The 12836-nt window shown below is 40.2% G+C and carries 17 protein-coding genes; 2 read left to right on the forward strand and 15 right to left on the reverse strand.

Going from position 1 to position 12836, the window contains the following annotated elements:
• Positions 1-20 precede the first annotated feature (20 nt).
• From rsmD to DXA60_RS15105, 8 genes are all read right to left on the reverse strand, one after another.
• Entirely contained in the window at positions 21-575 is a 555-nt protein-coding gene (gene rsmD / locus DXA60_RS15070) for a 16S rRNA (guanine(966)-N(2))-methyltransferase RsmD (protein WP_186898757.1), read from the reverse strand.
• Between the two features lie 89 nt (positions 576-664).
• Positions 665-1207, reverse strand: coding sequence for a CinA family protein (locus tag DXA60_RS15075; RefSeq protein ID WP_117922178.1), 543 nt, complete (start codon positions 1205-1207; stop codon positions 665-667).
• Positions 1208-1218: 11 nt separating this feature from the next.
• Positions 1219-1761 (reverse strand): CDP-diacylglycerol--glycerol-3-phosphate 3-phosphatidyltransferase, encoded by a 543-nt coding sequence (pgsA, locus tag DXA60_RS15080; protein ID WP_117922179.1) that lies wholly within the window; start codon positions 1759-1761, stop codon positions 1219-1221.
• Positions 1762-1802: 41 nt separating this feature from the next.
• Positions 1803-3137 carry a 30S ribosomal protein S12 methylthiotransferase RimO gene (gene rimO, locus DXA60_RS15085; RefSeq protein ID WP_117922180.1) on the reverse strand — a complete coding sequence of 445 codons (1335 nt, stop codon included), beginning with the start codon at positions 3135-3137 and terminating at the stop codon, positions 1803-1805.
• Positions 3127-3372 carry a DNA-directed RNA polymerase subunit omega gene (rpoZ, locus tag DXA60_RS15090; RefSeq protein ID WP_186898755.1) on the reverse strand — a complete coding sequence of 82 codons (246 nt, stop codon included), beginning with the start codon at positions 3370-3372 and terminating at the stop codon, positions 3127-3129. The genes rimO and rpoZ overlap by 11 nt, the downstream gene beginning before the upstream one ends.
• Before the next feature lie 97 nt (positions 3373-3469).
• Positions 3470-4108, reverse strand: a complete 639-nt coding sequence (gmk, locus tag DXA60_RS15095) for a guanylate kinase (RefSeq protein ID WP_117922182.1) — start codon at positions 4106-4108, stop codon at positions 3470-3472.
• Complete coding sequence (locus DXA60_RS15100; RefSeq protein ID WP_117922183.1) at positions 4089-4358, reverse strand: DUF370 domain-containing protein; 270 nt, start codon at positions 4356-4358, stop codon at positions 4089-4091. Before DXA60_RS15100 ends, gmk begins: the two co-directional genes overlap by 20 nt.
• Positions 4359-4369: 11 nt before the next feature.
• Entirely contained in the window at positions 4370-5248 is an 879-nt protein-coding gene (locus DXA60_RS15105) for a YicC/YloC family endoribonuclease (RefSeq protein WP_117922191.1), read from the reverse strand.
• Between the two features lie 297 nt (positions 5249-5545).
• On the opposite strand from DXA60_RS15105, the gene DXA60_RS15110 reads away from it, so the two are divergent.
• A complete protein-coding gene (locus DXA60_RS15110) occupies positions 5546-5920 on the forward strand; it encodes a helix-turn-helix transcriptional regulator (RefSeq protein WP_330418438.1) in 375 nt (124 codons plus the stop codon).
• Here the strand turns inward: DXA60_RS15110 and DXA60_RS15115 are convergent.
• From DXA60_RS15115 to nadA, 4 genes are all read right to left on the reverse strand, one after another.
• Positions 5874-6410, reverse strand: a complete 537-nt coding sequence (locus tag DXA60_RS15115; protein WP_117922184.1) for a transcription repressor NadR — start codon at positions 6408-6410, stop codon at positions 5874-5876. The genes DXA60_RS15110 and DXA60_RS15115 overlap by 47 nt on opposite strands.
• Positions 6411-6473: 63 nt before the next feature.
• A complete protein-coding gene (gene nadC, locus DXA60_RS15120) occupies positions 6474-7358 on the reverse strand; it encodes a carboxylating nicotinate-nucleotide diphosphorylase (RefSeq protein ID WP_199536238.1) in 885 nt (294 codons plus the stop codon).
• Positions 7327-8547, reverse strand: coding sequence for an L-aspartate oxidase (locus DXA60_RS15125; RefSeq protein ID WP_117922185.1), 1221 nt, complete (start codon positions 8545-8547; stop codon positions 7327-7329). Before DXA60_RS15125 ends, nadC begins: the two co-directional genes overlap by 32 nt.
• Positions 8548-8608: 61 nt before the next feature.
• On the reverse strand, positions 8609-9517 hold the full coding sequence (gene nadA, locus DXA60_RS15130; protein ID WP_117922186.1) for a quinolinate synthase NadA: 909 nt from the start codon (positions 9515-9517) through the stop codon (positions 8609-8611).
• Between the two features lie 255 nt (positions 9518-9772).
• Between nadA and DXA60_RS15135 the strand changes: the two genes are divergently transcribed.
• A complete protein-coding gene (locus DXA60_RS15135; RefSeq protein WP_241070677.1) occupies positions 9773-10207 on the forward strand; it encodes a hypothetical protein in 435 nt (144 codons plus the stop codon).
• 55 nt (positions 10208-10262) lie between these two features.
• Here DXA60_RS15135 and DXA60_RS15140 read toward each other — a convergent pair whose 3' ends face one another.
• From DXA60_RS15140 to DXA60_RS15150, 3 genes are all read right to left on the reverse strand, one after another.
• Positions 10263-10496, reverse strand: a complete 234-nt coding sequence (locus tag DXA60_RS15140; RefSeq protein ID WP_241070678.1) for an HPr family phosphocarrier protein — start codon at positions 10494-10496, stop codon at positions 10263-10265.
• A gap of 66 nt (positions 10497-10562) precedes the next feature.
• The gene (gene pepF / locus DXA60_RS15145; RefSeq protein ID WP_117922188.1) at positions 10563-12365 is read right to left on the reverse strand and encodes an oligoendopeptidase F; all 1803 of its coding nucleotides are present in this window, start codon (positions 12363-12365) and stop codon (positions 10563-10565) included.
• Positions 12366-12465: 100 nt separating this feature from the next.
• On the reverse strand, positions 12466-12836 hold a 371-nt coding region (locus DXA60_RS15150; protein WP_330418440.1), incomplete at its 5' end, for a hypothetical protein.

Below are 12836 nucleotides of genomic sequence, written 5' to 3' on the forward strand. Positions count from 1 at the left end.
GATGGATCACATAATTTTCTCTAGTTGTTTCTGATGATAAATGCATGTTCATTTGTCTTATATGTCTTTAAGCGTTTTAATGTATATCCCATGTCTGACAGATAGTCAAATGACGTATCGAGAGAAGCCTCAACAATGATCATCCCATTTTCTTTTAAAAGTGAGGAGTCTTTCAGGTAAGTTAACACCTCATATTCCAGTTCCTGTTTATATGGAGGATCCATAAAGATGATATCAAACCGGTATTTTCCTTCCATCGCTCTTAAAGCAGATAAAACATCCGAATTATATAATTTCGTCTCTTTTGTGAACTTTGTAAATTGAATATTATCCTCTACACATGCAGCCGCCTTTTTATTATTTTCAACAAAAACCGCATACTGTGCCCCCCTGCTGACTGCCTCAAGTCCCATCTGTCCGCTTCCGGCAAACAGATCTAAAAAATAACATCCCGGAACCTCGTCCTGTATGATATTAAACAAAGTTTCTTTGATACGGTCAGTGGTAGGTCTGGTGTCAAGTCCCTCTACTGTCTTTAAAGGAAGGCTTCTCGCTGTTCCTGCAATAATTCTCATATTACACTCCATTCTTGCCCGTATTCAGGGCATCTCAAGTTTGTGCGCAAGCACAAATCTTGCGTGTAAAAAATCTTTGATTTTTCACACTAATCTCCATTATACTCTTTTTCTATACATTTCTTTAGCAGTAAAAGTGCACTCTCTGCAGCACTTTTTCTTACATCCATGCGGTTACCGGAAAACAAATGACGTTCCGTCACTGTTTTTCCATTCAGATAACAACCGATAAAAACCAGTCCGACCGGGCACTCTTTTGTTCCACCGTCCGGTCCCGCAACGCCTGTCACGGACACGGCAGCCATGGTTCCTGCTGTTTTTGCTGCCGAAGAAGCCATATCTGCTGCTGTCTCACTGCTCACCACGCCATAAGTGTCAATGGTTTCAGGTGCAACATGTATCATTTTTACTTTTGCTTCGTTCGAATATGTCACATAGCCTTCGGTAAAGAATTCTGAAATTCCCGGAACATTGATCAACGTCGATGCGATCATCCCACCGGTAGCGGATTCAGCCGTGGTAATCGTGATTTGATATTTTTTTAACAAACTATAAATGGAATATTCCAGCGGCTCCTGTGCCACATTTTTCCCGGTACAGGAATCACTGGAATCATATACATGTTCAGCCAACTGCTATTCTCCTATTTCTGCTCTTTTAAAACATTTTTGTTCTTGGCAATATAGTCGATCAAAGATACAACTGTAAGTATAAGTGCAATGTATGTAAGAACCGTGCCAAGCACTGCAAAAAACTGATTTGGGATATCTAAGATCAATACGATCACCATCAGCATCTGGAAAACCGTTTTAAATTTTCCCCAATAGCTGGCAGCAATTACAATTCCATTGTCGGCCGCAACCAGACGAAATCCGCTGATAATAAATTCTCTCGCGATGATAATGATAACGATCCATGCTGCAAGCTGTCCTTTTTCAATCAGACAGATCATTGCTGAGCAGACAAGCAGTTTGTCTGCCAGCGGATCCATAAATTTTCCAAAATCAGTAACCAGGTTATATTTTCTCGCAATCTTACCATCTAACATATCAGTAAGGCTTGCAATAATGAAAATTGCTACTGCAATATAATTTCCATAACCTTCAAAATACGGAGCAAGCATAAAAAAAACAAAAAACGGAATCAATATCATACGCATTACTGTCAGTTTATTTGGTAAATTCATAATTTACACTCTCCATTCTGCACAATAAATTTTAAATACGATCAGATCAATTCTCCAATCAGATCATACTCATAAGCACCGGTCACACGTACCTTTGCAATATCTCCAGTCATGAGTTCTTCATCTGTGTTGATAAAAATGTAGCCATCCACATCAGGCGCATCACGGTAAGTTCTTCCGACGTATGCATTTTCATCGCTCACTTTTCCTTCAATGAAAACGTATAACTCCCTGCCTTTCATAGTCTCATTTTTATCAAAAATGATCTCTTCCTGCAGCTCCATGACATCCGCCTGCCAGTCTTTTTTCAGTTCTTCGTCAACCTGATCTGCAAACTCAGCAGCAGGTGTTCCTTCTTCCGGCGAATACGTAAAAGCTCCGAGACGGTCAAACTCCATATCATTGATAAACTGCATCAATTCTTCATGCATTTCCTGCGTTTCGCCTGGAAAGCCACAGATCAGTGTAGTACGCAGTGTAATATCCGGAATACGTTCACGTAAATGCGTAATTATCCGTACCAGATCAGCATTGTTTGTTCTTCGTCCCATACGTTTTAATATGGTATCGTTTGCATGCTGGATCGGAATATCCAGATAATGGCACACTTTCTCATTGCGGATCATTGCATCAATAAGGTCTTCGTATATTTCTTCCGGATAACAATACATGATACGGATCCAGAACAGACCATCAATTTTGTTTAATTCATCTAACAGGCGATGCAGTGACTTTTCACCATAGAGGTCTACTCCATAAAGTGTGGTCTCCTGTGCTACTAAGATAAGTTCTTTTGCTCCGGCAGCAACCAGCTCTTTTGCCTGTGCGATCAGATCTTCCATCGGAACACTGCGGTAATTACCACGGATGTACGGAATGATACAATAAGTACATCGTTTATTACATCCCTCTGCGATCTTTAAATACGCAAAATGTCCACCTGTTGTCACAGACCGTTTTGTATGCAGTGTCGGAAGTCCCTCTAATGTTTTAAAATTTTCATAGTGTTTGCCCTCTAAGGACTGATGAACTGCGTTTACAATGTCTTCGTAGGAATTCGTACCAAGGATTGCATCCACCTCCGGGATTTCCTTGATAATCTCCTCTTTATAGCGCTGTGCAAGACATCCTGTCACAATCAGGGCTTTTAACCTGGCTTCTTTTTTCAGTTCTGACATCTCAAGGATGGTATTGATGCTTTCCTCTTTTGCATCATTGATAAAACAGCAGGTATTGACAATAATTATGTCCGCCTCCCGCTCATCATCCGTCATTTCGATCCCATCATCCCTTAACATGCCAAGCATAAACTCTGTGTCGACTAAATTTTTGTCACATCCGAGTGATACAAATAAAAGTTTTAAATTATTCTTCATCCGATGACTCCGGTAAAATCTTTACTTTTCCTTCATAAAGTTCTTCTACTGCGATAGATAATGGTTTCGGGCATACTTTCTTCTCTGCCATCGGCTCATCACCTGCAATAATCTGGCGTGCTCTTTTTGCCGCTGCGATCACAATAGAATAACGGCTGTTTACAACCGGCTCCTCGCCGATCTCCACACCGTCATTTACAACTTTCATTAATTCTACATAAGATGGATGTATCATAATAATTCCCCTTTCTTTGCGCATTGCGCATATGGCGGTTACCCGCACTTAAATTCTTATATTTATGCTACAGATAGTAATCTGTGTCATGGACAAACTATTTTGAAAATGCTTTTAGTTCATTCCGCATTTCCTGTATCGCTGTCGTATTTCGATTCACGCGGTAATGTTCATTTTTTATGATCTGATGAACTTCCTCCACGCATTCTTCTAATATATCATTGACCACAAGATAATCATAGGACTCAATGCCCTCTGCCTCTTCAACAGCTCTCGCCAGTCTTGACTCAATTACATCCATGGTCTCTGTTCCTCTGCCTACCAGACGATTTTTTAACTCTCCGGCGCTTGGCGGAGTCACAAACAAAAGTAACGTATCCGGAAACTTTTCTCTGACTTTCAGTGCTCCCTGGATCTCGATCTCTAAGATGACATCTTTCCCGGCTTCTAACTGTTCTTCCACATATGCTTTCGGTGTTCCGTAATAATTGCCAACGAACTGGGCATATTCGATCAATGCATCTTCTTCTATCATCTGTTCAAACTGTTCTCTGGTGCGGAAAAAATATTCCACACCATCTGTTTCGCCCGGTCTTGGATTTCTTGTTGTGGCTGAGATAGAAAGTGCATAGCTGTCAGCATATTTTTTCATCAGTTCTTTCATGATGGTTCCTTTTCCAGAACCGGAAAATCCGGATACCACCGTAAGGATTCCTCTATTCTTTCGCATCATCATATACCTCTGTCACATTGCCGTTAAACCGGCCTGCAAGTGTCTCCGGCTGCAATGCTGATAAAATGATCTTATTATTTTCTGTAAAAATGACACTTTTCGTTCTGCGTCCCTGTGTCGCATCGATCAGATTTTCCTGTTCCTTGCCTTTCTGTACCATACGCTTTGCCGGTGCAGAATCTAAGGATACGATGCAGACAATCTTATCGGTATTGACCATATTGCCGAATCCGATATTCATTAACTTTGCCATACACCACCGCCCTATTCTATATTCTGAATCTGTTCCCTGACTTTTTCGATATCCGTCTTTAAGCTGATACCGATATCAGAAATTTCAAGATCATTCGTCTTAGAAAGGATCGTATTGGCTTCGCGGTTCATCTCCTGTGCGATAAAATCAAGCTTTCTGCCCACACTTCCGCCTGTCTCTAAAGTATCTTTGGTACTCTTAATATGACTGCGCAGCCGGACTGTCTCTTCATCCACACAGATCTTATCCGCAAAAATTGTTACTTCTGTTGCAATTCTTGCATCATCAATCTGACGGTCACCTAACAACTCAGCCACTTTAGCTTCTAAACGTTCCCGATATTCTTTAATGATCATAGGAGAACGTTCCTCGATAAAGTCAACATAAGAAAGCATGCCATCAAGTTTCTCGCACAAATCTTTCTTTAAATGTTCGCCTTCTTTGATCCGGCTCTCCACGAGCTGCTCTGCTGCACCACGTATCGCCCTTTCAAGTCCCATCCAAAGCGATTTTTCATCGATACTCTGTTCTTCCATGGCAAACACTTCCGGATATCTTGAAAGCGTACTCACACGGATATCATTATCAAGTCCGAACTTCTCAGCCATCTGATTTAAATATGTCAGATACTGGGCTGCAAGTGCTTCATTGTATTTTAATGAAACATTATCCTGCGTAAAATCTTCATAACTGATAAAGATATCGACTTTTCCCCGTTCCATATACTCTTTCAAAAGAGTGCGGATCGCACTTTCAAAGAAATTCAGCTTTTTGGGCATCTTGATATTAACATCGAGATAACGGTGATTGACCGCTTTTATCTCTACTGTAAATTTACGGTCTTCATCCGCAAATTCACACCGGCCGAAACCGGTCATACTTTTTATCATATCTTTCTCCGTTTCTGCAAAATAACCTGTCACGTAAAAATCACTTATGCATCACGGCTTCATCTCTTTCTCGTATGCATAAGTGATTTTATTATAAAGCGAATTTGGTTTCAAGTCAATATAGCGGATTTTTTATTTTACTTTAATTTTCAGACTGCAACGACTATTTATGTTTTTCATCATATTGCTTTCTGTGCTTCCATGCAAAGAAAAGTGCAGCGCCAACAACAAAAACAAGAACTACATAATGCAACATCATTTTGTATAGAAACTATACACATACATATGGAGGTATGTATGATTGCAGACAAAATTAAGCTTTTACGGGAAGCAAGTCATCTGACACAGACAGAGCTTGCAAAAAAGTTAAACATCACGCGAAGCTGCGTCAATGCCTGGGAAATGGGTATTTCCGTTCCATCTACCACTTACCTGATCGAACTCGCCTTACTTTTTCATGTTTCTACAGACTTTTTACTAGGCTTAGAACAAAATAATACCATTGATATTTCCACGCTTTCTGAACGTGAAGCTGTACTAGTCTATGAATTGGTGGATTATTTTACTTCACAAAAAAAGATGTTGTCGGCTGACAACATCTTTTTGGGTTGGCAATATTACTTTCTTACTGTTCATACGGAAGTAATTCCGCAAGATATCCTTTCTTTTTGAGTGCTTCCTCTATCTCATTTAACACTTCTTCACTCTCAGCGCTGATCTTATGAAAATGATATCCAGACGTCACATTGAGAAGTGGTGTTGATTTTCCTGTTTTTAAATCATCCATAAAATTCTGCACATCACGCCTGCTCTTGATGTTTAACGAGGCATCTAACTTTCCATAAACCCGGTGATTGACCATGACATTGACCACACAGCCACCAAGATCAACGATTGTGGTAAGTTCATCCTCCACCTGTTCATTGGTATGACAGACTTTAAATATCTTAGACGCCTGTTTCGGCTCATCTAACAAATATCCCCTTGCCGTAGAAATAATCGGATACCCTTGTGTGCGGAGAAGTGCAATATCCTGTACCACAACCTGTCTGCTGACACCTGTTTTCTTTCCAAGTGCTGTACCCGACACCGGTGTATCTGCTTCCCGTATCATGGTAAGGATTTCTTTTCTTCTGTCTGTTCCGGTCATTTCTTTTTCCATTTACGATCCTCTCCTTTTTGACTCTCCACTTATTTTAGCTGAATCTGTTTATTTTTACAAGCGTTACTGAAGGGAATCTGTTACTTTCAAATGTTTCAGACTGACATCTAAGATCGGTGCAGAATGTGTCAGTGCACCACTGGAAACATAATCAACGCCAAGCTCTGTGATCGTCCTGATATTTTCTTTTGTGATATTTCCGGAACACTCTGTCTTTGCTCTTCCAGCGATCAGACGGATTGCCTCCGCCATCTGTTCCGGTGTCATATTATCAAGCATAATGATGTCTGCACCAGCTTTCACAGCTTCTTTTACCATATCAAGATTTTCTGTTTCCACCTCAATCTTACGGACAAACGGAGCATAGGCTTTTGCCGCAAGAACTGCCTCTTTTACACCACCTGCCGCGTCAATATGATTATCTTTTAACAGCACACCGTCAGACAAATTGTAGCGATGATTCTGTCCACCACCCACGCAGACCGCATATTTTTCAAAAATACGCATACATGGTGTGGTCTTTCTTGTATCAAGCAGTGTTGTACTGCTGCCTTCTAATAACTGCGCAACCTCACGTGTATATGTTGCAATACCACTCAGACGCTGTAAATAATTAAGGGCTGTACGTTCTCCAGATAAAAGCACACGCACATCTCCCTTTACCGTTGCAAGAAGCTGTCCCTTTTTAACAGCATCACCGTCTTTTACCTCAGTACCATCCTGTTTTTTTGCCCATATCACTTTTGTAGAAGCATCTAACATGGTAAATACACGCTCAAATACCGGAAGGCCTGCGATCACGCCATCCTGTTTGCAGATCAGTTCCACCTCTCCGGCTTTATATTCCGGCATTACTGCGTTAGTGGATACATCCTCACTGTGAATATCTTCCTCTAAGGCAAGACGGATATATTTGTCAGCAACAAGCTGCATGGTAATTGGATTCAAATTCATGATCTTTATTTCCTTTCTCTTCGTTTTGTATTTTTATTGCTGCACGTTTTGCAAATACAAGGCTTTCTAACAGACTGTTGCTTGCAAGACGGTTTTTTCCGTGAACACCATTGCAGCTTGTTTCCCCGGCTGCGTAAAGATGCGGCATTGTAGTCATGGAATCACGGTCCACATGAACACCACCCATAAAATAATGCTGTGCCGGTACGATCGGTGCCGGTTCTTTCAACAGATCATAGCCTTCTTCTAAACAGCGCTCATATATGTGTGGAAAATGTTTTAAAATAATTTCTTTTGGAACATGTGCAAATGAAATCCATTCATGTTCCACACCTTCTTTTTTCATCTCTTCCTGAATCGCTTTGGTCACAACATCACGCGGCAGAAGTTCATTAACAAAACGTTCTCCTTTGTGATTGAGCAGAATCGCTCCCTCTCCCCTTGCTGATTCCGAGATCAGAAAACTTCTTCCGGGTTTTTTGCTGTAAAGACAGGTCGGGTGGATCTGTACATAGTCCATGTGTTCAAGTTCCACACCATGTTTTTCGGCAATCCGGCATGCATCGCCGGTCAGGATTGGAAAATTAGTGGAATGTTCATAAAGTCCGCCAATTCCTCCCGTCGCCATGATCGTGTTTTTGGCATGGATATGTAGTGTCCCGCCTTCTTTTGTTTCTGCAGCCATACCGGTACATTTTCCACCATCCACCAAAATATCTGTCATTGTCGTATATTCTAAAATGGTTACATTAGAACATTTTTTTACATGCGATAAAAGTGTCGTCGTAATTTCTTTTCCGGTAATATCCTCGTGAAAACAAATTCTTGGTCTTGAGTGTGCTCCCTCTCTGGTATATGCAAGGCTGCCATCCGGATTCTTTGCAAACCGTACACCAAAATTCAGCAGATCATTGATCACATCCCTGCTGGAACGTATCATGATATCAACGCTCTCTTTCCGGTTTTCATAATGCCCTGCCCGCATGGTATCTTCAAAATACGAATCGTAATCCTCTTCATCCCGTAATACACAGATTCCTCCCTGTGCCAGCATGGAATCACAGCTTTCTAAGTCTTCTTTTGAAAGCATAAGAACACTCATTTCTTCTGGCAGATTTAAAGCTGCATAAAGTCCTGCCACACCACATCCTGCAATTGCCACGTCGTAATACAGATTTCTCATATCTGACCTCATTTCTGTGCTGCCACCTGATATAATTTATATTTTACAGCACACATTACTTTTATTTTCCTGCAAGTTCTAACATTCTCGCCAGTGCATTTTTTGCTGCTTTTTCCGTTTCCGGTTTCGCATGGATTTCATTCTCTCCCGTTTTTAAAACATGAAGCACTTTTTCAGGCGTGATTTTTTTCATATTCACACAGGTCGGTATCGTCTCCGGGAAATAAAATTCTGCATCCGGTCTGCGCTCTTTTAATTTTGTAAGAACTCCACACTCCGTACCAATGATAAATTCTTTGTCACTGCTCTCACCGGCGAAATTGATAATTCCGCTTGTGGAACCGATAAAATCTGCAATCTCAATAATTTTACGGTTACATTCCGGATGAACCAGAACTTTTGCATCCGGGTGCTCTGCCTTTAAGTCAAGCAATTCCTCTGCCTGCATAAATTCATGCACAATGCAGAATCCCTCGTTGTAAATAAATTCTTTTTCCGGTACTGCTGCTGCAACAAAATGAGCCAGATTCCGGTCCGGAATGAATAAAATATGTTTGTTCGGCAGATTTTTTACGATCTTTACCGCATTTGCGGAGGTCACACATACATCAGACCATGATTTAATCTCCTGTGTTGAATTGATATAACACACAACTGCCAGATCCTCATACTGGTTTCTCGCCGCTTCGACAGTTTCTTCTGTCACCATATGTGCCATCGGACAATCTGCAGCAAGATCCGGCATCAATACCGTTTTATCCGGATTTAATAGTTTTGCGCTCTCGCCCATAAATGTCACTCCGCAGAGTACAATTGTCTTATTATCAAGTTCTGTTGCCTTTTTACTCAGAAAATAAGAATCTCCGATATAATCAGCAAGCGCCTGTACCTCCGGTCTTACATAATAATGTGCTAAAATCACAGCATCTCTTTTCTTTTTCCACTCTTCTAATTCTTCTAAACTAATCATATACCCTCTTAACTCTCTTTCAAAAATCTTATTTTGCCCATCAATCCCAGATTTTTACTGAAACTTTTCGTAGTATATCACTTATCATTACATATGACAAGACACATGTTTGAAATTATGTAAAGTTTTTTTACAGAAAACAATCAATCATTCTGAATCCATACATAATCCAGACTGTTTTGCAGCATATTAAGCAATAGAATGTATGACCCACATTCGGTTACTGCAAAAAAATATGAAAAAGAGGTATTATATATGTTAAACGGAGATACCATAAAGTTACTGCGTGAATGTGATGCCGGCACAAAAATGGCAGTTTATTCCATGGATGAGATCTGTGATAAAATCTCAGATACAGATTTCAAAAATGTTGTCACAGCATCCAGGCAGAAACATGAACGTCTTGGTAATGAAATCCATACACAATTAGAAAAATTCGATGATTCCGCCAAAGAACCGAACGTATTTGTAAAAGGAATGTCCTGGCTGAAAACAAATGCCAAATTAGCTGTCGAGGAAAGCGATGCTGTGTGTGCCGATCTGTTAACCGAAGGATGTAACATGGGTGTCAAATCACTCTGCCGTTATTACAACCAGTACGCAGCTGCAGACGAACAGGCACAAGGATTCTGCAAGGAACTGATCCATCTGGAAGAAAATCTCGCCAAAGAAATACGAAGTTATCTATAGGCAGACAAATCAAAAAAGACAATAACAACCTTTTGGATTGTTACTGTCTTTTTTGTTATCTGCCTTTTACAACAAATTCCTGAATTTCTTCCATAACCATATCATCTTCTTCATGTATCGTCAGAGTCAGTGGCTTTGACAGATCCATTGTGCAGACGCCGATAATAGATTTTCCATCCACAATATATCTGCCTTTTGCAAGATCAAATGTTCCCTTATGACTGCTTAGAATATGACATAGTTTCTTTGCTTTTTCCGGTGCATCGATCAATACTTCTATCTGCTTCAAAACAAAATCCTCCTGTTTTTGTTCTTGTATAGATATAGTATTCCACAATTTCCCACCGGTTATTCATTATTCAGCAAGCAATGCTTCAATCTCATCAAGCACTTCTCCAAACACATCAAGTGCTTCCTGGATCGGCTTTGGTGTTTCAAGATTAACGCCTGCAATTTTAAGGAGTTCTACCGGAGAGGCAGAACATCCGCCTGACAAAAATTTCTTATAACGCTCTACTGCAGGTGCTCCCTCTTTTAAGATTCCATGTGCCAGTGCAACCGCGGAAGAAAATCCCGTTGCATACTGATATACATAAAAATTATAATAAAAATGAGGGATTCTTGCCCACTCATAGGCAATCTCAGGATCTGATACCATATCCGGTCCAAAATATTTGCAATTCAGGTCATAATACAGTTTATTTAATGTCTCAGCAGTCAAGCTTTCTCCCTCTTCTGCCATCTTATTACTTAACATTTCATACTCTGCAAACATTGTCTGACGGTAAACAGTTCCTTTGAAGCTGTCAAGATAATGGTTGAGCAGATAAGCGCGCTCTTTTTTATCTGTCGTATTTTTCAGAAGATATTCCATTAAAAGTACTTCGTTACATGTAGATGCCACTTCCGCAACGAAAATCTTATACTGGGAATAAATATATGGCTGCGCTTCGTTTGAATAGTAGGAGTGCATTGCATGTCCCATCTCATGTGCAAGTGTAAACATGTTATCAAGCGTATCATTGTGATTTAACAATACATATGGATGTCCGCCATATGCGCCTGCAGAATAAGCCCCGCTTCTCTTTCCCTCATTCTCATAAACATCGATCCAGCGGCTTTCAAATCCTTCTTTTACCTTTGCAACATATTCTTCGCCGAGTGGTGCTAATGCCTTTAAAACAGTCTCTTTTGCCTCTTCAAAAGAAATCTTCTTTGCTGCATCTGCAATCATTGGTGTATACACATCATACATATGAAGTTCATCTACACCGAGACATTTTTTACGAAGACGTACATAACGGTGCATTTTGTCCATATTTTTATTGATCGTATCGATCAGATTATAATACACAGACGGAGAAACATTGTTTGCATCCACTGCTGCTTCCAATGTTGAAGCATAATGTCTTGCATTTGCATAAAAAATCTGCTGTTTTACCTGTCCATTATATAATGCAGCAAGTGTATTAGCATACTGTTTATATACACCGTAAAAACCTTCAAATGCGTCTTTGCGCACGCGGCGGTCTGCAGACTCTTCAAACGGCACAAAATTACCGTGGGACAGTCTTACTGTATCACCCTCTTCATCTTTGATCTCCGGGAATACAAAATCAGCATTGTTGATAATAGAATATACCTGTCCGGATGTCTCTGCCATATCCCCTGTCATCGCCACCAGCTTTTCCATCTCCGCAGAAAGCGTATGTGCTTTGGTACGCTCAATCTCTTCAATCTGCTTCCGGTAAAGTTCCAGTTCCGGCAGTTCTTTATAATATCCTTCTAATACATTTTCATCCATTGTAAGAATCTCCGGGACAATAAATGCTGTGCGGCTCGACACTTTTGTCATCATGGAATACATTTTCTGAGACATTGCCTGATGCGCAGTATTTTTCTGATCCTCATCAAACAGTCTCTCTGCATATTCAAAATCATAATCCAGTTTTTCTCCTGCTTTTGCTGCATTTTCCAATACAAACAGCAGATTTTTTGCAGATGCAGCTACCTTGCCTTCCATTTTCCCAATCTCATCCAGGATCTTATCAATCTCCGTTAAATCTTTTTTCCAATCCTCATCGGATGCATACATATCTTTTAAATTCCATGTATATTCTTCTTTTACTTCACTTCGTTTTAATAATTTTTTTGCCATTGTAAACCTCCAGATTTTTACTGCCAGAAAATAATTCCAACACTCTTTAATTTACGCTCTGCAAAAGAAATTGTAAAGAAAAATATTGATGTTTTTTTATCTATTGTTTATTCGGTGCAAGGAACAGCTCGTAGAAGTTATTCAATGCATCCGGTTCTCTGCTGTTTCCGATTCCATGGTCTTCCACATATTTTTTTATCTCTTTGATGGTTTCTTTTGATAATACATAGGTTTCAACCGGGGTATCATTATCCATATTATTTAATGCTGATTCCAGTGCCGCACGGTATTCCGGATCGACTTTCCAGATAGAATTATCTTCAAGTCCTCCTTCTTCATACGGCTTATGATAATATTTGCTGTTGATGAAACGGGTAACTCCGGTCAGATCCATCTGTGTGATCTTCTTCGGTGTTGTATCGGTTACATACACCATGATCTGTTTCACATAAGTATTTCCTGTATGGTCAA

Source organism: Roseburia sp. OF03-24 (genome assembly GCF_003463035.1).
Taxonomy (GTDB): domain Bacteria; phylum Bacillota; class Clostridia; order Lachnospirales; family Lachnospiraceae; genus Roseburia; species Roseburia rectibacter.

Bases quoted from the DNA above. Each gene is read 5' to 3' on its own strand.
- rsmD (WP_186898757.1), bottom strand. From the start codon at position 575: ATGAGAATTATTGCAGGAACAGCGAGAAGCCTTCCTTTAAAGACAGTA.
- pepF (WP_117922188.1), bottom strand. From the start codon at position 12,365: ATGGCAAAAAAATTATTAAAACGAAGTGAAGTAAAAGAAGAATATACA.
- rimO (WP_117922180.1), bottom strand. From the start codon at position 3,137: ATGAAGAATAATTTAAAACTTTTATTTGTATCACTCGGATGTGACAAA.
- pgsA (WP_117922179.1), bottom strand. From the start codon at position 1,761: ATGAATTTACCAAATAAACTGACAGTAATGCGTATGATATTGATTCCG.
- DXA60_RS15115 (WP_117922184.1), bottom strand. From the start codon at position 6,410: ATGGAAAAAGAAATGACCGGAACAGACAGAAGAAAAGAAATCCTTACC.
- DXA60_RS15125 (WP_117922185.1), bottom strand. From the start codon at position 8,547: ATGAGAAATCTGTATTACGACGTGGCAATTGCAGGATGTGGTGTGGCA.
- DXA60_RS15135 (WP_241070677.1), top strand. From the start codon at position 9,773: ATGTTAAACGGAGATACCATAAAGTTACTGCGTGAATGTGATGCCGGC.
- rpoZ (WP_186898755.1), bottom strand. From the start codon at position 3,372: ATGATACATCCATCTTATGTAGAATTAATGAAAGTTGTAAATGACGGT.
- nadA (WP_117922186.1), bottom strand. From the start codon at position 9,517: ATGATTAGTTTAGAAGAATTAGAAGAGTGGAAAAAGAAAAGAGATGCT.
- DXA60_RS15110 (WP_330418438.1), top strand. From the start codon at position 5,546: ATGATTGCAGACAAAATTAAGCTTTTACGGGAAGCAAGTCATCTGACA.
- DXA60_RS15105 (WP_117922191.1), bottom strand. From the start codon at position 5,248: ATGATAAAAAGTATGACCGGTTTCGGCCGGTGTGAATTTGCGGATGAA.
- gmk (WP_117922182.1), bottom strand. From the start codon at position 4,108: ATGATGATGCGAAAGAATAGAGGAATCCTTACGGTGGTATCCGGATTT.
- DXA60_RS15100 (WP_117922183.1), bottom strand. From the start codon at position 4,358: ATGGCAAAGTTAATGAATATCGGATTCGGCAATATGGTCAATACCGAT.